We start from the raw sequence: 20,478 nt of genomic DNA, 5'->3' as shown, positions 1-20,478 counted from the left end.
TTATGAAATACGATACATCTGAACTCTGCGATATCTACCATGAAGAAGTGAATGTTGTTGAACCGCTTTTTTCAAACTTTGGTGGGCGCACTTCATTCGGTGGTCAGATTACCACAGTGAAATGCTTTGAAGACAACGGCTTACTCTACGATCTGCTGGAAGAGAATGGCCGGGGTCGCGTACTGGTGATTGATGGCGGCGGCTCTGTACGTCGTGCGCTGGTCGATGCGCAACTGGCACGCCTGGCGGCCACTAACGAGTGGGAAGGCCTGGTGATTTACGGTTCGGTACGTCAGGTTGATGAGCTGGAAGAGCTGGAGATTGGCATTCAGGCCATTGCCGCGATTCCGGCAGGCGCGGCAGGTGAAGGGATTGGCGAAAGCGATGTGCGCGTCAATTTCGGCGGCGTCACCTTCTTCTCCGGCGACCATCTCTATGCCGACAACACCGGTATCATTCTGTCAGAGGATGCGCTGGACCTCGAATAGGCCAGACATGAAAACGGGTGCCAGAGCACCCGTTTTTCATATCAGCTGAGGCTTCAAACCTCTTCCATTTTTCCCAGCAATGCACGCAGACGTTCCTGCCACACATGTTGCTCTTCTTTCAGGTGCTGATTTTCACGCATCAGCGCATCGTGGTTGCCCGCGACTTGTTGCGCATCGTTACGCAGTGAGTTGTTCTGCTCTTTCAGCTCTTCGATTTCCATCTGCAACAGGGTGATGGTATCAATCGCCTGCTGTACTTTCGCTTCAAGTTTCTCAAATACTTCAAATGACATCTTTCTGACCTCTCCTAAATTCCTGCAAGGCGTTGATGATGCCAGCTTAAGCCAGCAACGTTGTCCCGATTGTATGTAGCCTCACCCCTCAAGTCCAGCAACGCGGCCGCTGCGGGCGCAGTCTGTAACACTTTTCAGCCAATCCCTGAATTTACGCTGCGCTTACGGCGGCGGCTTTCAGGTACTGGTCCGTCCTCCCTCAGGTCAGGCGCGAATATGGGCTAAGGAAAGCCAGAATACGCGAAAACGCGCATTTTTATGACACAGTACACAAAAAATGATTTCGCTATTTCTCGTTTATGTTCGTTAACGATAAATTCACATCAGCCCTACATTAAAGCTGGGTGCCTCATGGACTGAGAACAAAAACTGATAAAATTTAACCTCGCTTCAGGAACCACTATTATGAGTCAGACAACTAACACGCTCAAAGGTCAGTGTATTGCCGAATTTCTGGGGACAGGCTTGATTATTTTCTTTGGTGCAGGCTGTGTGGCTGCATTGAAACTCGCCGGTGCCGCCTTCGGTCAGTGGGAAATCTGCATCATCTGGGGCTTAGCGGTCTCAATGGCTGTCTATCTTACCGCTGGGGTATCAGGTGCACATCTGAACCCTGCCGTTACGGTTGCGCTCTGTCTGTTCGCCAATTTCGAAGGCCGTAAAGTGGTGCCGTATATTCTGGCTCAAATCGCCGGAGCATTCTGCGCGGCCGCGCTGGTTTATGGTCTCTACTACAGCCTGTTTGTCGATTACGAACAAAGTCATCAGATGGTACGCGGCACGGTTCAGAGTCTGGATCTGGCGGGTATCTTCTCAACTTATCCTAACCCGCACATCAGCGTAGGCCAGGCGTTCCTGGTTGAGATGGTGATTACCGCAGTACTTATGGCGGTGATTATGGCGCTGACCGACGATGGCAACGGTGTTCCACGTGGACCGATGGCGCCGCTGTTAATCGGCCTGCTGGTCGCTGTTATTGGTGGCTCAATGGGCCCGCTGACCGGCTTTGCTCTTAACCCGGCGCGTGATTTCGGACCTAAGCTGTTCGCCTTCTTCGCTGGCTGGGGTAACGTTGCCTTCACGGGTGGTAAAGATATTCCTTACTTCCTGGTCCCTATTTTTGGCCCGCTGGTCGGTGCATGCCTGGGTGCAGTCGGTTATCGCACACTGATTGGCCGCTACCTGCCAGGTGCCGCACAGGAACCTACTGTTCCAGCAGAAAAACCGGTTGCACGCGCTCAGCAGCGTAAAGCGTAAGTTTCACTTTTTATCATCAGGACTGAATTTATGACTACCACAGATAAAAAATATATTGTCGCGCTCGATCAGGGCACAACCAGTTCACGTGCCGTCGTTCTCGACCACGATTCCAATATCATCGCAGTATCGCAGCGCGAATTTACCCAGATCTACCCGAAAGCGGGTTGGGTAGAACATGACCCAATGGATATCTGGGCTTCACAAAGCTCTACGCTGGTCGAAGTACTGGCCCATGCCGACATCCGCTCTGATGAGATCGCGGCAATCGGTATCACCAACCAGCGTGAAACCGCTATCGTCTGGGAAAAAGAGACCGGCAAGCCGATCTACAACGCCATCGTCTGGCAGGATCCCCGCACCGCTGACTACTGTCACAAACTGAAGAAAGAGGGTCTGGAAGAGTACATCCAGCACACCACTGGTCTGGTGATTAACCCTTACTTCTCCGGTACGAAAGTGAAGTGGATTCTGGATCACGTAGAAGGCTCACGTGAGCGTGCAAAACGTGGTGAGCTGCTGTTCGGTACTGTCGATACCTGGCTGGTCTGGAAAATGACCCAGGGACGTGTGCACATCACCGACTACACCAACGCCTCCCGTACCATGATGTTCAACATTCACAAGCTGGAATGGGATCAGCGCATGCTGGATATCCTGGATATCCCGCGTGAAATGCTGCCAGAAGTGAAATCCTCCTCTGAAGTCTACGGTCAGACCAACATTGGTGGTAAAGGCGGTACACGTATTCCTATCGCCGGTATCGCCGGAGACCAGCAGGCCGCGCTGTATGGACAGCTGTGTGTACAGCCTGGCATGGCGAAAAATACCTATGGCACCGGCTGCTTCATGCTGATGAACACCGGTACCGAAGCGGTGACCTCGACTCATGGCCTGCTGACCACGATCGCCTGTGGCCCGCGCGGTGAAGTGAACTATGCGCTGGAAGGTGCCGTATTTATCGGTGGTGCTTCTATTCAGTGGCTGCGTGATGAGATGAAGCTGATCAGTGAAGCGGCTGACTCTGAATACTTCGCGATGAAAGTGAAAGACACCAACGGCGTTTACATGGTGCCTGCTTTCACCGGCCTGGGTGCGCCTTACTGGGACCCGTATGCCCGTGGCGCTATCTTCGGTCTGACGCGCGGCGCAAACTCTAACCACATCATCCGCGCGACGCTGGAGTCGATCGCTTATCAGACGCGTGACGTGCTGGAAGCGATGCAGAACGATGCCAACACCCGCCTGCAGGCGCTGCGTGTGGATGGTGGTGCGGTATCCAACAACTTCCTGATGCAGTTCCAGGCTGACATCCTCGGCACCCGTGTTGAGCGTCCGGAAGTGCGTGAAGTGACCGCGCTGGGTTCTGCGTATCTGGCGGGTCTGGCTGTTGGTTTCTGGCAGGATCTGGATGAAGTGCGCTCTAAAGCCGTTATCGAGCGTGAGTTCCGTCCAAGCCTGGAAACCACCGAGCGTAACTTCCGTTATGCTGGCTGGAAAAAAGCGGTTGCCCGCGCACAGGCGTGGGAAGAACAGGAGTAATATCAACGCCCGCGACGCTAGCCGTCGCGGGCCTTTTCCCCGCCCTACTTCCCCGCTGTGTTACACTGCCTGCCGGTTTTTTGTCAGGTAGATGCCATGAAACGAGAACTTGCCATTGAATTTTCCCGCGTAACCGAAGCTGCCGCTCTGGCAGGCTATCACTGGTTAGGACGCGGCGACAAAAATGCGGCTGACGGTGCGGCTGTCCATGCCATGCGTCATGTCCTGAACTCCATTGAAATTGACGGTCAGATTGTGATCGGTGAAGGCGAAATCGACGAAGCCCCGATGCTTTATATCGGTGAAAAAGTCGGTACCGGTCGCGGCGATGCGGTCGATATTGCCGTCGATCCGATTGAAGGCACCCGCATGACGGCGCTTGGCCAGGCGAATGCGCTGGCTGTGATGGCCGTGGGCGATAAAGGGAGCTTTCTGCACGCCCCCGATATGTATATGGAAAAACTGATCGTGGGTCCCGCTGCACAGGGCGCGATCGACCTCGACCTGCCGCTGGAAACCAATCTGCGTAATATTGCGATAGCGATGAACAAACCGCTGTCGCAGCTGACCGTGTCAATTCTGGCAAAGCCGCGCCATGATGCGGTGATCAGCCAGTTGCAGCAGCTGGGCGTGCGGGTATTTACCTTCCCGGATGGCGATGTCGCCGCATCGATTCTGACCTGCATGCCGGATAGCGAAGTCGATGTGATGTATGGCATCGGCGGCGCACCGGAAGGTGTGGTCTCTGCGGCGGTGATCCGCGCGCTGGACGGCGATATGCAGGGCCGGTTGCTCGCACGTCATCATGTCAAAGGCGACAACGCTGAAAACCGTCGCCTCGGCGAACAGGAGTTGCAGCGCTGTGCAGAGATGGGAATTGAAGCGGGTAAGAAGCTGACGCTGGGTGAGATGGCGCGCAATGATAACGTGGTGTTTGCCGCCACCGGCATTACCAGTGGCGAGTTACTGAAAGGCATTACGCGTCAGGGCAATATCGCCACCAGCGAAACCCTGCTGATTCGCGGGAAATCCCGCACCATTCGCCGCATCCAGTCGATTCACTATCTCGACCGTAAAGATCCGACGCTCCATCCGTTTATCCTGTAACCGGCTGGTTGCCGCGCTCCGGCTGACGTGAGAGCGGCAACCAACAGAGCAGCATCACCAGCGCCGTGAAGAACATCAGCATGCCAAGGCTGAACTGATCGCGCTGCGGCATCATGGCTGACAGCCATGCCACCAGGCCCGATCCCAGGTTCTGCATCCCGCCAATCAGCGCGCCCGCGCTCCCCGCCAGCCAGGCATACGGCTCCATCGCCCCTGAAGTCGCCAGCGGGAACAGCATGCCAGCGCCAAAGAAGAATAGCGCGGCGGGCACCAGCAGCGTCCAGATATTCATCACCCCGAACCACGCCGGGATCCACATCAGAATGCCCGCCAGCAGACAGCTATTCACGCCCCACCACATCAGGCTGTGCCATGAGCCCTGCTCACGTCCGGCAAACCAGGCACCGAAGAACGCCGCCGGAATCGGCAGGATGAACAGGATACTGACGGTCAGGCTGTGCAGGCCGAGCACGCCGCCCAGCAGCACGCCGCAACTCGACTCAAATACCGCAATCCCGGCCAGCGCGCCAATCAGCAGCACAATGTAGCGGACGAAATTCGCATCGCTGAGCAGGCGGGCGTAGCGTTTGAAGAAAGGAGTCACTTCCGCACTCTGAGGCCGGGTTTCCGGCAGCCAGCGCGCCATCGATAGCGTTACCGCCAGACAGAGCAATAGCAGGAAGGCAAAACAGGCGTGCCAGCCAAAGAGCTGGGTCAGCAGTGCGCCAATCACCGGCGCCAGCAGCGGGCTGACCAGAATGCCCATATTAAGCAGGCTGTTAGCGCGACGCAGCGCGTGGCCCTCGTAGAGATCACGCGGCATGGTGCGGGCCATTACGCCCGCTACGCCGGTTCCCAGTCCCTGAATCGCGCTGCCAAGCACCAGCATATCGAGAGAGGTCGCCATCAATGCCGTGACTGCGCCGATCATAAAGATCATCATGCCCGCCAGGATCACCGGACGCCGGCCGACGCTGTCTGATAGCGGGCCGTAGATCAGCTGGGATCCGCCATAGGTCATCAGATAGGCCGCCATCACGCGCTGCAACGCGCCATCGCGGACATTCAGGGCGTCCGCCATCACCGACATCGCCGGAACGTAGATGGTCTGTGCCATCTGCCCGACAGCCACCAGCACAATGAGCATCACCAGCAGCGGGCGATTTTCCAGTTTACTAATCATGATTATGCAAAATTTCTTTCTGTGAAAGGAGGTTAAAACAGCGGTTCACCCGCCAGTCATCTTGTTATGGCGGGCAAAATATCAGGATTAGATGACAAAGCGAGAGGCAGGCCAAAAGGTCCCGGCTTGCGCCTGTCAAGTTTATGCGCCAGCCTGTAAAGACAAAGCAACAGTTTGTCGATTAGAGCCTTTGCCAGGGCGCAGGCTGGCATTCTCACCGGCTTGTCGCGAAAATAGTGACCTGCCTGAATAATCAACAACCAGGGAGTGATTATGGCTGAGTGGGTCAATGCTGAAGTAAAGGAAGTGAAAAACTGGACGGACGCGCTGTTCAGTCTCCGGGTCAAAGCGCCCATCGATCCCTTTATTGCCGGGCAATTTGCCAAGCTGGCACTGGAAATCGACGGTGAGCGGGTGCAGCGCGCTTACTCTTTCGTCAATGCGCCGAAAGATGACCTGCTGGAGTTTTACCTGGTTACTGTGCCCGATGGTAAGCTGAGTCCGCATCTGCAGGCACTTCAGCCCGGCGATCAGGTGATGGTCACTAAAGAAGCCGCGGGATTCTTTGTGCTGGATGAAGTCCCGGAGTGCAAAACCTTATGGATGCTGGCAACCGGCACCGCTATCGGCCCTTACCTTTCCATGCTGCAACAGGGCGAAGGTCTGGAGCGCTTTGAAAACATCGTGCTGGTCCATGCCGCACGCTATGCGGCTGACCTCAGCTTTCTGCCACTGATGCAGCAGCTGCAGCAGCGCTATCAGGGCAAGCTGCACATCCAGACGGTGGTGAGCCGCGAAGCGATCCCCGGTTCGCTGACGGGCCGGGTTCCGGCGCTGATCGAAAATGGCGAACTGGAGCGTGCCACCGGATTAACGCTGGATGCCGACAGCAGCCATGTCATGCTGTGCGGCAACCCGCAGATGGTGCGTGATACCCAGCAATTACTGAAAGAGACGCGCGAGATGCGTAAGCACCTGAAGCGCAAGCCGGGCCATATCACCAGCGAACACTACTGGTGAGCCGTTTGCCGGTATCGCACCGGCTGGGTCGCGGTACCAAACCGGTTAGCGCCGGGGGTGCCGCGAAAAACGCCGAGTTCGAGCACCAGGCCAGCCAGTAATACAAATGGAATGGCGCGACCCAGCAGCCAGGGCAGAATGCCGCTCAGCATGCTCCAGTTTCCCGCCACCAGCAGCCAGGCAACAATGACCAGAAATCCCCAATAGCCGGGACGATTGCGATCGTGCAGGCGTTTAACAATGACAGCGCTGGCAGGCCACAGCAGGCAGACCACGCCAAAAGCCGCCATCTGGGTATCAACCCAGTCGTTGGCGGCCAGGGCGAATAACAGAGACGTTGTCAGCAACCAGACCGCCTGCCAGATCCAGAAATCACGTCGTCCCAGCCGGCCGCGCCAGGAAAAACACCATTGTTGTAACGTCATGCATTATCATCCAGAGAGAAGAGAACCGCCGCGCTTTTGACCTCGCGGATAAAAACCGTTTTAATTTGCGCCTGAGTTTACGGGTTAGGATCGACAAAATGAAGAATTTGCCTGGCGCACTGCTGTTATCGTTTGCGCTGACGGTTCCGGTCTTTGCCGCCGATCCGCCACCGCAGGAACGGCCTGATGCGTTGCCCACCGCGCCCTATCTGCTGGCGGGCGCTCCCACCTTTGATATGACTATCGGCCAGTTTCGCGAAAAGTATAATCTGGCCAATGCGACGCTGATGCTGCCTGAATATCGCGCCATTGATAATCGGGGTGACAAAAGTAACCTGACGCGCGCCGCAAGCAAAATCAATGAAACGCTCTATGCGTCTACCGCGCTGGAGCCGGGCACTGGCAAAATCAAGACGCTGCAGATTACCTGGCTGCCCTTGCCTGGCCCGGATCAGAGCGCCTCGCAGCAAAAAGCGCTGGCCTATATGACCGCCATGCTGCGCTTCTTTGTACCGGGACTCAGCGCCGATGAGGGACGTAAAAAGCTGGAAGGTTTGCTGAAGGAAGGCAAGGATTTGCCCTACTTTGCGCAGGTCGACGGCGCGCTCCGTTTTGTGGTGGCTGACAACGGTGACAAGGGGCTGACTTTCGCCATTGAGCCGGTAAAACTGGCGCTCGCAAACCCCTGAGGATGTGGCTGAAAATGACGAAAAGCAAAGCCATCGCTACATTTGATCTCTATACTGTCTGGCAGACAACGCTGCCAGCTGGCAGCGATTTTTCATGTATCGCTTTATGCGGAGGATAGAATGCGACATCCACTGGTTATGGGTAACTGGAAGTTGAATGGCAGCAAGCAGATCACAGCTGAACTGATCGCGGGTCTGCGCAAGGAACTGTCTGGCGTTGAGGGTTGTGGCGTCGCCATTGCACCGCCAGCGCTCTATCTCGAGCAGGCAAAACACGCCATCTCCGGTAGCCACATCGCACTGGGTGCGCAGAACGTGGACGTTAACCTGTCTGGCGCGTTTACCGGTGAAGTTTCTGCAGAGATGCTGAAAGATATCGGCGCGAAATACATCATTATCGGTCACTCAGAACGCCGCACTTACCACAAAGAAAGCGACGAGTTCATCGCGAAGAAATACGCGGTATTGAAGTCAGTGGGTCTGGTTCCGGTGCTGTGCATTGGTGAAACCGAAGCAGAAAACGAAGCGGGTAAAACCGAAGAAGTCTGCGCTCGTCAGCTGGATGCTGTTCTGGAAACTCAGGGCGCTGAAGCGTTCAAAGATGCGGTTATCGCGTATGAGCCGGTCTGGGCCATCGGTACCGGCAAATCTGCGACCCCTGCTCAGGCACAGGCCGTCCACAAATTCATTCGTGATCATATCGCGAAGAAAGATGCGGCTATCGCAGAACAGGTCATCATTCAGTATGGCGGCTCAGTGAACGACAAAAACGCTGCTGAGCTGTTCACCCAGCCTGACATCGATGGCGCACTGGTTGGCGGTGCGTCACTGAAAGCAGATGCTTTCGCGGTCATCGTTAAAGCTGCGGCGGCTGCAAAAAGCGCCTAATCATTAGCATTCCGGTCAGAGGCGGCGCTTAAGCCGCCTTTTTTATGGGCCCAATCAGCTCACAGGCGTGATCCTGCAACTCCTCCGCCGAACCACTGTTCAGTAGCAGCCAGTTCCGCTCTATAGCCATCAGTACCAGTCGCCCATCGCTTAATTCAGCCAGTGCCAGCCCATATTTCCCCATCTCTGTGCGTGCCTCTGGCCGCTCGTCGGCCAGCCGGATAAAGACACTCTGCTGGGTCAGCTCATCTGCCGTCAGGGTTCGCAGCCAGTATCGGTGCTTACGCAGCGTGATCTCATGCCACTGACCGCTAAGCTGCGGCGTCAGCTGATCCAGCTGCAGACGCACATCGGGTCGCAGACAGGAGAGATGAATGTGGAGCTGGTTCTGCGTGCGGCCATACTGTGAATTGATCGCCAGTGACAGGACCCGATCAGCAATGGGTGAGCCGCGTCGCTGTGCAAGAAGGGTTCGTTCATGCCAGGCAAGGGCAAAGTAGTTGGGCGTAGCGGGTTGCAGTAACCGCGGGCTTTCGATGCCGGTGATTTTATCGAGCGGGATCAGCAGATACTGCAATGGCCCATTCATATCTTTTAGCATGGCATAGCGATGCTGCTGGTCGACACGCTGACAGGGCGCAGGGTCTCCGCTGCTCTGCTGATGAGGCTCACATTTCTGGCTGACGATCTGCCACAGCGCATCACTGTTCTTTTTGAAATGCAGTGCGGCAGCCAGTATCCCCACAATGACCAGCACCAGCAGAACCGCAACCAGGCTGGTTGCACGACGGTTTGTCGGCATAACAATGCTTCCCGAATGGTTTAGCAGCCTGCATCGTCGCCTGGCGGGAAAAAAATGTCACGGGGAATTCGGGCAGATAGCGCAGCAACCGGGCAGAGAAAAGAGAAAGGTGGGGTTATTGCGGATAAGCGGTCAGCGCAGAGAAGCGCTGACCGCAATCTATTACGGTTTCATGACCTGGTCATAGCTGCCGCCATCGGCGAAGTGTGCTTTCTGAGCTTGTGCCCAGCCACCAAACTTGTCCTGAATGGTGAACAGCTTCACAGGCGCAAACTGGCTGGCGAATTTCTTCGCGACTTCAGCATCACGCGGACGATAGTAGTTCTGCGCAGCAATAGTCTGACCTTCTGGCGAATAGAGGTATTTCAGATAAGCATCTGCGACTTTACGCGTGCCCTTTTCATCCACCACTTTATCGACCACTGATACGGTCGGTTCAGCCAGAATTGATTCGCCCGGAGTGACAATCTCGAACTTGTCTTTACCCAGCTTGTTAACCGCCAGATAGGCTTCGTTTTCCCAGGCGATCAGCACATCACCAATCCCGCGTTCAACAAAGGTGTTAGTTGCGCCACGCGCACCGGAATCCTGCACTTCAACGTTTTTAAACAGCGCTCTGACGTACGCCAGCGCTTTGGCCTGATCGCCATTGTTATGATCCAGCGCCCAGCCCCAGGCCGCCAGATAGTTCCAGCGTGCGCCGCCAGAGGTTTTCGGGTTCGGGGTAATCACGGACACGCCCGGTTTGGTCAGATCGCTCCAGTCATGGATGCCCTTGGGATTATCTTTGCGGACCAGGAAGACAATGGTGGACGTGTAAGGCGCAGAGTTGTCTGGCAGACGCTTAATCCAGTTCTTATCAATACGACCGCGTTCTGCAATAGCATCGACATCCGATTGCAACGCCAGCGTGACCACATCCGCACGGATGCCGTTAATCACTGAGGTTGCCTGCTTGCCGGAGCCGCCATGCGACTGACGGACCACGACATTATCGCCGGTTTCCTGTTTATAGTGCGCACTGAACGCTTTGTTGTACTGTTCGTACAGCTCACGCGTTGGATCGTAGGAAACGTTTAACAGCTGAATGTCTTTCGCCAGAACGCTGGTTGAGGCCAGCAACAGGGTAACGCCGATACTCCACTTGTTCATTACGCACTCTCCCAATGTCGTTATGGGCTAAGCGTGACATAAACCATTACAGAGCTAAAAGAATTAAAAATAAGCTGTTATAACCTTGGGGAATATACGAGGGGGATGCAGGGGCATACTGTGCAGCACACCCCGCCGGGAATTAATAGAGTTTTTTCGCCGTGTCGAGCCAGTCGCGTTTGAACGGACGCTTCATGTTTTCAATCGCGTCGACGATGTCGTGATGCACCATCTTCTCGTTCTGAATACCCACACAACGGCCGCCATAACCCTGCATCAGCAGTTCAATCGAGTAAGCGCCCATGCGTGATGCGAGGATACGGTCATACGCACAAGGCGCACCGCCACGCTGAATATGTCCCAGAACGGTCGAACGGGTTTCACGTTTGGTTTCTGTTTCAATGAAACGCGCCAGATCGTCGATATCGCAGATGTGCTCGGTAATCGCCACGATAGCGTGCTTTTTACCTTTGGCGATGCCCGCTTTGATTTCCGCTACCAGCTCTTCACGAGTGTACGGGAACTCTGGCAGGACGATGAACTCACAGCCACCAGCAATCGCCGCCGCCAGGGTCAGATCGCCACAGTAGCGCCCCATCACTTCAACAATCGAAATACGCTGATGTGAAGAAGAGGTATCACGCAGGCGGTCAATTGCTTCCACTACGGTTTCCAGCGCAGTGAAATACCCGATGGTGTAATCCGTTCCGGCTACGTCGTTATCGATGGTGCCTGGGAGGCCGATGCAGGGGAAGCCCATTTCAGTCAGGCGCTTAGCCCCCATGTAGGAGCCGTCACCTCCAATCACCACCAGCGCATCGATACCGCGCTTTTTCATGTTCTCAATGGCAACCTGGCGCACATCTTCATTACGGAACTCAGGGAAACGCGCTGAGCCCAGGAAAGTGCCACCACGGTTAATCATGTCGGAGACGCTATAGCGATCAAGATTGATCATGCGATCTTCGTACAATCCCAGATAACCGTCATAGATCCCAAAAACTTCCAGTCCTTCACTCAGCGCGGAACGAACCACTCCACGAATAGCTGCGTTCATGCCTGGGGCGTCGCCGCCGCTGGTTAATACACCAATTTTTTTGATCATGACAACCTCTGGATTGTTCAAAACTAAGGGTTAATCCTGCCTGTCGATCGCTGCTGACTGTCATTTGACGACTCGCGCGACATGTGATGGCAGATAGTATATCAAAGGCTTGCTGCTGAATTGATTCAGGTCAGACAACTTTTCACTATTTTTTGCAGCGATGTTAGCGTTACGTCATCCCTTCCGTATCGATTTGATTCATTTACGTTAAAAACCTAAAGAATCTTTCGTCTCGAACGGTACCACAGAACAGGGATCCTGATGGATAATTACATCTGACCCAGGGAATTCTTTGCGTAACGCCTTCTCAACCTGATCGGCTACCCGATGCGCCTGCACCAGGGGTAACTGGTCTTCCAGTTCCAGATGTAGCTGAATAAATTTGGTCGGGCCGGACTGGCGGGTGCGCAGATCGTGAACGCCCTGCACCTGCGGCCAGTTTGTCGCCAGCGTCAGGATTTGCTGCCGTTCCTCCTCCGGTAACGCGCGATCCAGCAATGACTGCACCGCCTCGTAGCCCATCCTCAATGCACTGTAGAGAATGAAAACGCCAATCCCCAGCGCGAACAGGGCATCCGCCCGGGTAAAGCCATAGCTGCTCAGCACCAGTGCAATAAGAATGGCGCCATTCATGATGACGTCTGACTGATAGTGCAGCATATCAGCCCGAATCGCCTGGCTGCGGGTTTTACGCACCACCCAGCGCTGAAAGGCGACCAGCACCAGCGTTGAGCTCAGTGCCACAACGGTCACCACAATACCGACGCCCGCTCCCCGCATCTCACTGGGCGAGGCAAGATGCTGCAGGCCGGTCAGAAACAGAAACAGCGCCGAACCGGAAATAAACATGCTTTGTGCCAGCGCCGCCAGCGACTCCGCTTTGCCATGCCCGAACGTGTGATCTTCGTCGGCAGGCTGCAGCGCATAACGCACCACCAGCAGATTAGTCAGCGATGCGGCGATATCCACCAGCGAGTCCACCAGGGAGGCCAGTAAACTCACCGAACCGGTGTACCACCAGGCAAAAATTTTCACGAGTAACAGCACAGACGCGAGAATGGTGGCAGCGAGCGCAGCACGCTTTACCAGTCGGCCATAAGAGGGTTGCATGCCAGATTCCCTATGCAACATCAGTGAGGATGCGCACTTAAATGGATGAATGGCTGAAGTTTAACACCGGCACGCGGGCTGTGCTTAACGGGTCGTTCAACGGGTCGGGCTCTTTTGAGAAGGGAGGCAGGTATAAAAAAACAAGCCCCGACCTTTGAGAGGACGGGGCAAAGTGTCATACACATCATTGCCAGGCCATATTCAGGCTCTGGCCGATGCTGAGAAAAGGCCGGCGACTACTTTTTGCCGCCTTTTTTCCCGGCTTCTGATGCTTTTTCACGATCGTTTTTGAAGTTTCCGCCGCCGCTGTTCTGGCCGCCTTTCTTACCGGCTTCAGACGCTTTTTGCGGATTATCTGCGAAATTACCTGAACCACCACGATGCTCTGCCATAACTTACTCCATTAATAGATTCATTCAGGACTACATAATGTGGTTGTTGCTCCCTGAGACTTCGCAAAGACACTTAACTTCCCTGCAGTGACAGGATTTAGTGTAGAAGGTGCGCCTGAACCAGCAAGCGTAACGCGGGGAATGTATCTCGTTGAAAAATCAGATTAAAACATTCAAACCTTGTCTGTAATTCATTTACTTTCAGCGAGTTATAATATTTTCAAGGCGGAAAAACACTTACCGGTCCGTTTAAATCTACGGCATGCCCCAAATAATAAGAAATCGTCGAATCTGATGAATAAAAGTTAAACAAGCTCTAATAAAATGGGGGTTTTGTTGCGAGGTGATGATTCCTGTCAAAATAAAAAAAGTGGAAAAAAGATAAAAAAAACCCCCACCATCATGGCGGGGGAAGACAGGGATGTGTCTATGGCAAGGAAAACAGGGATACTATGTTACTGGTTACTGCTGGTACTACTCACTGCCTGCAGCGATGATGCTGACTGCAAATTCGAAAACTGTCGCAGCTCATTAAGTCGCCGCTGGTAATTCTTCTGTAACGCGGACTGCTGGGCCGGCGTTAGCAGCTGAAACATTTGATTCTGTACGCGCGCCATCTCGACCTGCTGTTCAACCTGAACTCTGGCGATGACTTCCGCCTTCTGACGGATGGCCGCTTCGTTAAACTGGTCTGCAGTCACTAATTCATGGAGTGCTGCGATATCGTCAATATGAACGACCGGGCGCTCATGTCGGGCCTGTTGCATCAGGTCACGCATCTGCTGACGTTGCTCTTCTGTCAGCTCAATACCGTCGAACATGTGGCTTTGCGGATTTTGCGTCATACTGCCTGTCGGCAATCCGCCATGATGCATCTCGTCAATCGTCGTCGCATCTTTAGCATCTGCGCTGGCGACACTCAGAGCCATCGCTGAGGCAAGGACGACGGCGGTTAATTTGCGCATCGTGTACTCCAGTTCGTTCCGTTTTGCGATTCAACGAGAGCCAGTGTACGGCGACAGCTGCAAACATCCGTCAGGGGGTGTAAAACTACGTAAAGCGATGGATAGGTGCGCCAGGAACACGGTATTTTGCCTGCGGAGGGCTACAAAAATGAATAAAATCCTGTTGGTAGATGACGACCGCGAATTAACTTCGCTTTTAAAAGAACTGTTAGAAATGGAAGGGTTTGAAGTGGTGGTAGCCAGTGATGGTGAACAAGCGCTGAACCTGCTCGATAACTCTATTGATTTGCTTTTACTGGATGTCATGATGCCGAAGAAAAACGGCATCGACACCCTGAAAGAACTACGTCAGCAACATCAAACCCCCGTCATCATGCTAACAGCGCGCGGCAGCGAGCTGGATCGCGTACTGGGCCTCGAACTGGGTGCAGATGATTATCTGCCTAAGCCGTTTAACGATCGCGAACTGGTGGCGCGTATCCGCGCTATTCTTCGGCGCTCTAACTGGAGTGAACAGCAGCAGCAAAACGATAACAGCTCACCTACGCTGGAAGTGGACTGCCTGCGACTCAATCCTGGTCGTCAGGAGGCCAGTTTTGATGATGTCACGCTGGATCTTACCGGTACTGAGTTCACTCTGCTCTATCTGCTGGCGCAGCATCTGGGCCAGGTCGTGTCGCGTGAACATCTGAGTCAGGAAGTGCTGGGCAAACGCCTGACGCCTTTTGACCGTGCCATTGATATGCATATCTCAAATCTGCGTCGCAAGCTGCCTGAGCGCCGTGACGGTCATCCCTGGTTTAAAACCTTACGTGGCCGCGGCTATCTGATGGTTTCGGCATCATGATTGGAAGTCTGACCACCCGTATCTTCGCCATCTTCTGGCTAACGCTGGCGCTGGTGTTGATGCTGGTGCTAATGGTGCCCAAGCTCGATTCACGACAGATGACCTCGCTGCTGGAGAGTGAACAGCGGCAGGGCATCATGATTGAGCAACACGTCGAAGCAGAGCTGTCACAGGATCCCCCAAACGATCTGATGTGGTGGCGTCGTCTGTTTCGTGCCGTGGAAAAGTGGGCACCGCCGGGTCAGCGGCTGCTGTTAGTGACCAGTGAAGGTCGGGTGATTGGCGCGCAGCATAACGAAATGCAGGTTATCCGCAATTTTATCGGCCAGTCTGACAATGCCGATCATCCGCAGAAAAAGAAATATGGTCGTGTTGAGCTGGTAGGTCCTTTCGCCGTCCGGGATGGCGAAGATAACTACCAGCTTTACATGATCCGCCCCGCAAACAGTTCTCAGCTCGATTTCGTCAATCTGCTGTTTGACCGCCCGCTGCTACTGCTTATCGTCACCATGCTCATCAGCTCACCGCTGCTGCTGTGGCTGGCTTGGAGCCTGGCACGTCCGGCGCGTAAGCTGAAATATGCCGCCGATGAAGTCGCAAGTGGAAACCTGCGTCAGCATCCGGAACTGGAATCAGGTCCGCAGGAGTTTCTGGCCGCAGGTTCCAGCTTTAACCAGATGGTCAGTGCGCTGGAACGGATGATGACCGGTCAGCAACGTCTGTTATCCGATATCAGCCATGAACTGCGTACCCCACTTACCCGCCTGCAACTGGCTACCGCGCTGCTGCGTCGGCGTCAGGGCGAAGGTAAGGAACTGGGCCGCATTGAGATGGAAGCACAGCGTCTGGATGGCATGATCAACGATCTGCTGGTGCTGTCGCGTACTCAGCATAAAAATGCGCTGGTCAGCGAAGCGATGAAGGCGAATCAGTTGTGGAATGGGGTGCTGGAAGATGCCCGTTTCGAAGCTGAGCAGATGGGCAAGAAGATGGATATCCCCTATCCGCCTGGACCGTGGCCGCTTTATGGCAACCCTCATGCGCTGGAAAGTGCGCTGGAAAACATCGTGCGCAATGCGCTGCGCTATTCACACACGCATATCAGCGTCAGCTTCTCCGTCGATATTTCCGGGATTACGGTACATGTTGATGATGACGGTCCTGGCGTGAGTCCGGAAGATCGTGAACAGATTTTCCGTCCCTTCTACCGTACCGATGAAGCGCGCGATCGCGAATCAGGCGGCACCGGTCTTGGCCTGGCGATTGTTGAAACGGCAGTGCAGCAACATCGCGGCTGGGTTAAAGCCGATGACAGCCCCTTGGGTGGTCTGCGTCTGACACTCTGGTTGCCGCTCTACTCCTCCGGCCGTCAATAATTTGCTATGCTTCGGCCCCTGTCATCGGGGGCCTTATGCTTAACATTGTCTTGTTTGAACCAGAAATTCCGCCGAATACCGGCAATATCATCCGTCTTTGCGCCAATACGGGCTTCCAGCTTCATTTGATTCAGCCGCTCGGCTTTGCCTGGGATGACAAGCGCTTACGTCGCGCCGGGCTGGATTACCACGAATTCACGGCCATCAAATTCCATGCTGACTATCAGGCGTTTATTGCCACAGAGTCGCCTGAGCGTCTGTTTGCACTGACCACCAAAGGGACGCCTGCACACAGTGCCGTCGCCTATCAGGCGGGCGATTATCTGCTGTTTGGGCCGGAGAGCCGCGGACTGCCCGCTGAAATCCTGGCCGCGTTACCGGCACAGCAAAAAATCCGCATCCCGATGAGAGCAGAAAGCCGCAGTATGAATTTGTCGAATGCCGTATCGGTGGTGGTGTATGAAGCGTGGCGCCAGCTCGATTACGCCGGCGCGCTGATTAAAGATTAGATGCCGTCGCCAAACTGAAAACCGGCCAGGCTGCCATTGAAGTGCTGATCCATATCCATCGACGGCTTCTCGCTGCCTGGCTTACCGACGATACGCGCAGGTACGCCTGCGGCAGTGGTGTGCGGCGGCACGGGCTGTAACACCACGGAACCAGCACCGATTTTTGCTCCCCTGCCGACTTCAATGTTGCCCAGGACTTTCGCACCGGCACCAATCATCACCCCTTCACGGATCTTCGGATGACGGTCGCCGCTGGTTTTGCCGGTACCGCCCAGTGTCACTGATTGCAGGATCGAGACATCATTCTCAACCACGGCGGTTTCGCCAATCACAATGCCAGTGGCATGGTCGAGCATGATGCCGTGACCGATGTTGGCAGCGGGATGAATATCGACGGCAAAAGAGACGGAAATTTCATTCTGCAGATAAACCGCCAGTGCACGCCGGCCTTCATTCCACAGCCAGTGACCAATGCGGTAGGCCTGTAAGGCGTGAAAACCTTTGAGGTAGAGCAACGGCGTTGAGTATTTATCCACTGCCGGGTCGCGCTGACGCACAGCCTGAATATCGTAAGCCGCAGACATAATCATCGACGGATCTTCACGATAGGCTTCTTCAACGATTTCACGAATGGCGATGGCGGGCATAATCGGGTTAGCCAGCTTGTTGGCCAGCATATAACTCAGTGCGCTACCGAGATTTTCATGCTTGAGCAATGTCGCGTGGAAGAAGCTGGCCAGCATCGGCTCACAATCAGCCAGGGCGCGCGCTTCTGCTTTGATATTATTCCAGACCAGTTCTAACTCATCAGACGACATTGCTGCTTTCTCCCGATAAAAAAAGCGCCTGAATGGGCGCTGCAGGTGATGATGCTACGCGTCCTGCGTTAGCCAGTGCTGTTTTCGTCCTTCCTTGTTCGTCCCAGCAGGCTCAATGCTGCATCTCTCGCCGGTTTTTCGCAATACAGCACCTGATAAATCTGCTCGGTGATCGGCATTTCTACACCCAGACGTGCAGCCAATGCTTTGACTTCTTTGGTGTTTCTGTAGCCTTCTACAACTTGTCCGATAATGCGTTGCGCGCTATCTACATCCTCGCCCTGGCCCAGCATCATGCCAAAACGACGGTTACGCGACTGATTATCGGTACAGGTCAGCACCAGATCGCCCAGGCCCGCCATCCCCATAAAAGTCGAGGGATCGGCACCCAGCGCTGCGCCTAAGCGGCTCATCTCTGCCAGACCACGGGTGATCAGTGCGGTACGCGCATTTGCACCAAAGCCAATCCCGTCAGAGATCCCGGCACCGATAGCAATCACGTTTTTCACCGCGCCGCCCAGCTGTACGCCGACGAAATCAGGGTTGTTATAAACGCGGAAGCTCTTACCGCAGTGCAGCTTCTGCTGCAGGTCGTCAGCAAACTGCGCATCCGTTGCGGCCAGCGCGATGGCGGTCGGTAATCCGGCTGCCAGCTCTTTGGCAAAAGTCGGTCCGGAGATCACGGCCAGCGGAATAGCATCGCCGACAATTTCACGCGCCACATCCTGCAGCAGACGACCGGTCTCTTTTTCCAGCCCTTTAGTCGCCCAGACAATGCGTGAGTCTGGTCTCAGATGAGGCTTGATCTGCTGCAGCACATCGCCAAAGACATGACTCGGCACCACGATTAATAAGTCGCGGCTGGCAGCAATAGCCTTGGTCAGATCAGGTTCAAGGGAAAGATTGTCAGGGAACGGAACATCAGGCAGGAAAGCAGTGTTGCAGCGGTCACTCTGAAGTTGCGCCAGATGCGTCGGGTTATGTCCCCACAACAGCACCGGATGGCCGTTACGGGCCAGCGTAATCGCCAAAGCGGTGCCGTAGGAACCGGCACCGATGACGCTAATCGAAGCGTGAGTTTCCATCAGGCATCCTGATGTGGTTCAGCACCTTCTTCACCCTGTTGCTGCTGCAGATAGTTCATGAACAGCGCATCAAAGTTAACCGGTGCCAGGTTCAGCTGCGGGAAGGTACCACGGGATACCAGGCTGGTAATGCATTCGCGTGCGTATGGGAACAGAATGTTCGGGCAGTATGCACCCAGGCAATGTGCCATCTGCGTTCCTTCGATACCGCTGATGGTGAAGATACCGGCCTGCTGAACTTCGCACAGGAAAGCCGTCTCTTCGCCCACAGTCGCGGTTACAGTCACACGAAGTACCACTTCGTAAACTTCGTCAGCCAGCTGAGAAGATGCAGTGTCCAGATCCAGTTTAACGTCCGGTTCCCACTCTTTCTGGAAAACCTGCGGTGCATTAGGCGCTTCAAAAGAGATGTCTTTAGTGAATACGCGCTGAATCTGGAATTGCATTTCGTTCGTGTTATGTTCTGACATGTGACCAAATCCTATGTATGAGATTGTCCGGCGTAAAATTACGCCTGCAGTAGTGGATCTAAACCTTCGCGATTATCGAGTGCGAATAAGTCATCGCAGCCACCAATGTGCTGCGCATCAATAAAAATCTGAGGCACGGTGGTGCGGCCGCTACGCTTGATCATCTCTTCGCGTTTCGCCATGTCTCCATCGATGGGGATCTCCTGAAACGATACGCCTTTTTGCGATAACAGCGCCTTCGCCCGATGGCAGTAAGGACAGGTAGCCTTGGTATACATTTCAACATTTGCCATGATCAGCACCTCTGTAAGATTATTTACCGCGAACTAATGGCAGATTTTCGCCGCTCCAGCCACTGATACCGTCTTTCAGCACTGAAACCTGCTCAAAGCCTGCAGCACTCAGATGCGCAGCAGAATCACCCGCGCTTTGTCCGGTTGCACACACTACAATTATGGGCTGCGCTTTATGCTTTGCCAGTTCGTCGATGTTGCCTTTTTTAATCTCAGCAGCTGCCACATTCACAGCACCTGAAATATGCCCTCTGCGGAAATCGTCGCGCGAACGCACGTCTACCACTACCGCGTCCTCTTTGTTGATCAGGCGGGTTGCTTCACCGCGGCTGATCGTTTTTACCTTAGAGAACATTCCTTTAACGGTAGTCACAATCACCAGAACGAGTAAAACGACCCATGCCAGACTCAGGATGGGGTGATTGCTTGCAAACTGCATAATTTCTTGCATGAGGGGTAACGACTCCAGACCGGGCTAATAAGCTAAAACAAGGGTTCTGAGTATACCTGCGCCACTTCGCATGTACAGATGCTATGCGGCCAGAGTATCGATTTGTGCTCCATTTTCCAAAAAAAGTGGCTGAATAGCAAAAATGGCGTAAGGCTGAATGTATGTCATTGCGAAAGCGGACATAACTGGAAAAGCAAATGCCAGTGGGGAG

At 54.4% G+C, this 20,478-nt stretch carries 24 protein-coding genes; 10 read left to right on the top strand and 14 right to left on the bottom strand.

Going from position 1 to position 20,478, the window contains the following annotated elements; all coding sequences use genetic code 11:
- The first annotated feature begins 2 nt into the window (after positions 1-2).
- On the top strand, positions 3-488 hold the full coding sequence (gene rraA / locus ACN1CO_RS22040) for a ribonuclease E activity regulator RraA (RefSeq protein WP_009088032.1): 486 nt from the start codon (positions 3-5) through the stop codon (positions 486-488).
- Between the two features lie 53 nt (positions 489-541).
- Here rraA and zapB read toward each other — a convergent pair whose 3' ends face one another.
- Entirely contained in the window at positions 542-781 is a 240-nt protein-coding gene (gene zapB / locus ACN1CO_RS22035) for a cell division protein ZapB (protein ID WP_003851242.1), read from the bottom strand.
- 405 nt (positions 782-1,186) lie between these two features.
- On the opposite strand from zapB, the gene ACN1CO_RS22030 reads away from it, so the two are divergent.
- The 3 genes from ACN1CO_RS22030 (at position 1,187) to glpX (ending at position 4,687) form a co-directional block, all read left to right on the top strand.
- Complete coding sequence (locus ACN1CO_RS22030) at positions 1,187-2,038, top strand: MIP/aquaporin family protein (protein WP_419140682.1); 852 nt, start codon at positions 1,187-1,189, stop codon at positions 2,036-2,038.
- A gap of 30 nt (positions 2,039-2,068) precedes the next feature.
- Positions 2,069-3,580 carry a glycerol kinase GlpK gene (gene glpK, locus ACN1CO_RS22025; RefSeq protein ID WP_090967187.1) on the top strand — a complete coding sequence of 504 codons (1,512 nt, stop codon included), beginning with the start codon at positions 2,069-2,071 and terminating at the stop codon, positions 3,578-3,580.
- Positions 3,581-3,676: 96 nt separating this feature from the next.
- Positions 3,677-4,687, top strand: a complete 1,011-nt coding sequence (glpX, locus tag ACN1CO_RS22020) for a class II fructose-bisphosphatase (protein ID WP_419140681.1) — start codon at positions 3,677-3,679, stop codon at positions 4,685-4,687.
- Here glpX and emrD read toward each other — a convergent pair.
- On the bottom strand, positions 4,677-5,870 hold the full coding sequence (gene emrD / locus ACN1CO_RS22015; protein ID WP_419140680.1) for a multidrug efflux MFS transporter EmrD: 1,194 nt from the start codon (positions 5,868-5,870) through the stop codon (positions 4,677-4,679). The genes glpX and emrD overlap by 11 nt on opposite strands.
- Before the next feature lie 273 nt (positions 5,871-6,143).
- Here emrD and fpr point away from each other — a divergent pair, with 273 nt between their 5' ends.
- Positions 6,144-6,890 (top strand): ferredoxin--NADP(+) reductase, encoded by a 747-nt coding sequence (fpr, locus tag ACN1CO_RS22010; protein ID WP_419140679.1) that lies wholly within the window; start codon positions 6,144-6,146, stop codon positions 6,888-6,890.
- Here fpr and ACN1CO_RS22005 read toward each other — a convergent pair.
- A complete protein-coding gene (locus tag ACN1CO_RS22005; RefSeq protein ID WP_419140678.1) occupies positions 6,881-7,315 on the bottom strand; it encodes a DUF805 domain-containing protein in 435 nt (144 codons plus the stop codon). The genes fpr and ACN1CO_RS22005 overlap by 10 nt on opposite strands.
- 98 nt (positions 7,316-7,413) lie before the next feature.
- Between ACN1CO_RS22005 and ACN1CO_RS22000 the strand changes: the two genes are divergently transcribed.
- Positions 7,414-8,004: a DUF1454 family protein gene (locus tag ACN1CO_RS22000; RefSeq protein ID WP_419140677.1), complete on the top strand. Its 591-nt coding sequence runs from the start codon at positions 7,414-7,416 to the stop codon at positions 8,002-8,004.
- A 120-nt stretch (positions 8,005-8,124) separates the two neighbouring features.
- Positions 8,125-8,892: a triose-phosphate isomerase gene (tpiA, locus tag ACN1CO_RS21995; protein ID WP_010258199.1), complete on the top strand. Its 768-nt coding sequence runs from the start codon at positions 8,125-8,127 to the stop codon at positions 8,890-8,892.
- Positions 8,893-8,920: 28 nt separating this feature from the next.
- Here the strand turns inward: tpiA and ACN1CO_RS21990 are convergent, their stop codons facing one another.
- The 6 genes from ACN1CO_RS21990 to cpxP all read right to left on the bottom strand — a co-directional run bounded on the left by ACN1CO_RS21990 (position 8,921) and on the right by cpxP (position 14,418).
- Positions 8,921-9,694 (bottom strand): CDP-diacylglycerol diphosphatase, encoded by a 774-nt coding sequence (locus tag ACN1CO_RS21990; RefSeq protein WP_419140676.1) that lies wholly within the window; start codon positions 9,692-9,694, stop codon positions 8,921-8,923.
- Between the two features lie 162 nt (positions 9,695-9,856).
- Positions 9,857-10,846: a sulfate ABC transporter substrate-binding protein gene (locus tag ACN1CO_RS21985; RefSeq protein ID WP_419140675.1), complete on the bottom strand. Its 990-nt coding sequence runs from the start codon at positions 10,844-10,846 to the stop codon at positions 9,857-9,859.
- A gap of 142 nt (positions 10,847-10,988) precedes the next feature.
- Positions 10,989-11,951, bottom strand: a complete 963-nt coding sequence (pfkA, locus tag ACN1CO_RS21980; protein WP_003851263.1) for a 6-phosphofructokinase — start codon at positions 11,949-11,951, stop codon at positions 10,989-10,991.
- A 207-nt stretch (positions 11,952-12,158) separates the two neighbouring features.
- Positions 12,159-13,061 (bottom strand): CDF family cation-efflux transporter FieF, encoded by a 903-nt coding sequence (fieF, locus tag ACN1CO_RS21975; RefSeq protein ID WP_419140674.1) that lies wholly within the window; start codon positions 13,059-13,061, stop codon positions 12,159-12,161.
- 236 nt (positions 13,062-13,297) lie between these two features.
- Positions 13,298-13,453: a general stress protein gene (locus ACN1CO_RS21970; protein WP_003851267.1), complete on the bottom strand. Its 156-nt coding sequence runs from the start codon at positions 13,451-13,453 to the stop codon at positions 13,298-13,300.
- Positions 13,454-13,908: 455 nt separating this feature from the next.
- On the bottom strand, positions 13,909-14,418 hold the full coding sequence (gene cpxP, locus ACN1CO_RS21965) for a cell-envelope stress modulator CpxP (protein WP_419140673.1): 510 nt from the start codon (positions 14,416-14,418) through the stop codon (positions 13,909-13,911).
- A gap of 148 nt (positions 14,419-14,566) precedes the next feature.
- Between cpxP and cpxR the strand changes: the two genes are divergently transcribed.
- The 3 genes from cpxR to trmL are packed head-to-tail and all read left to right on the top strand — an operon-like array spanning position 14,567 to position 17,150.
- Positions 14,567-15,265, top strand: a complete 699-nt coding sequence (cpxR, locus tag ACN1CO_RS21960) for an envelope stress response regulator transcription factor CpxR (RefSeq protein ID WP_419140672.1) — start codon at positions 14,567-14,569, stop codon at positions 15,263-15,265.
- Complete coding sequence (gene cpxA, locus ACN1CO_RS21955; protein WP_003851276.1) at positions 15,262-16,641, top strand: envelope stress sensor histidine kinase CpxA; 1,380 nt, start codon at positions 15,262-15,264, stop codon at positions 16,639-16,641. Before cpxR ends, cpxA begins: the two co-directional genes overlap by 4 nt.
- 35 nt (positions 16,642-16,676) lie before the next feature.
- Positions 16,677-17,150 carry a tRNA (uridine(34)/cytosine(34)/5-carboxymethylaminomethyluridine(34)-2'-O)-methyltransferase TrmL gene (gene trmL / locus ACN1CO_RS21950; protein WP_003851277.1) on the top strand — a complete coding sequence of 158 codons (474 nt, stop codon included), beginning with the start codon at positions 16,677-16,679 and terminating at the stop codon, positions 17,148-17,150.
- Here trmL and cysE read toward each other — a convergent pair.
- The 5 genes from cysE to ACN1CO_RS21925 form a co-directional block, all read right to left on the bottom strand.
- Positions 17,147-17,968: a serine O-acetyltransferase gene (gene cysE, locus ACN1CO_RS21945; protein ID WP_090967199.1), complete on the bottom strand. Its 822-nt coding sequence runs from the start codon at positions 17,966-17,968 to the stop codon at positions 17,147-17,149. The two genes, trmL and cysE, sit on opposite strands and share 4 nt — an antisense overlap.
- A gap of 68 nt (positions 17,969-18,036) precedes the next feature.
- Positions 18,037-19,053, bottom strand: coding sequence for an NAD(P)H-dependent glycerol-3-phosphate dehydrogenase (gene gpsA, locus ACN1CO_RS21940; RefSeq protein WP_419140671.1), 1,017 nt, complete (start codon positions 19,051-19,053; stop codon positions 18,037-18,039).
- Entirely contained in the window at positions 19,053-19,523 is a 471-nt protein-coding gene (gene secB, locus ACN1CO_RS21935; protein ID WP_010258229.1) for a protein-export chaperone SecB, read from the bottom strand. Before secB ends, gpsA begins: the two co-directional genes overlap by 1 nt.
- A gap of 38 nt (positions 19,524-19,561) precedes the next feature.
- Positions 19,562-19,816 carry a glutaredoxin 3 gene (gene grxC, locus ACN1CO_RS21930; protein ID WP_419140670.1) on the bottom strand — a complete coding sequence of 85 codons (255 nt, stop codon included), beginning with the start codon at positions 19,814-19,816 and terminating at the stop codon, positions 19,562-19,564.
- A 19-nt stretch (positions 19,817-19,835) separates the two neighbouring features.
- Positions 19,836-20,267 carry a rhodanese-like domain-containing protein gene (locus tag ACN1CO_RS21925; protein WP_003851285.1) on the bottom strand — a complete coding sequence of 144 codons (432 nt, stop codon included), beginning with the start codon at positions 20,265-20,267 and terminating at the stop codon, positions 19,836-19,838.
- Between the last annotated feature and the right edge of the window lie 211 nt (positions 20,268-20,478).

It is taken from the genome of Pantoea sp. R13S299, from assembly GCF_048515925.1.
Taxonomy (GTDB): Bacteria; Pseudomonadota; Gammaproteobacteria; order Enterobacterales; family Enterobacteriaceae; genus Pantoea.
The sequence above is the reverse complement of the archived record's forward strand: the minus strand, read 5'-3'. Positions and strand labels throughout refer to the sequence as shown.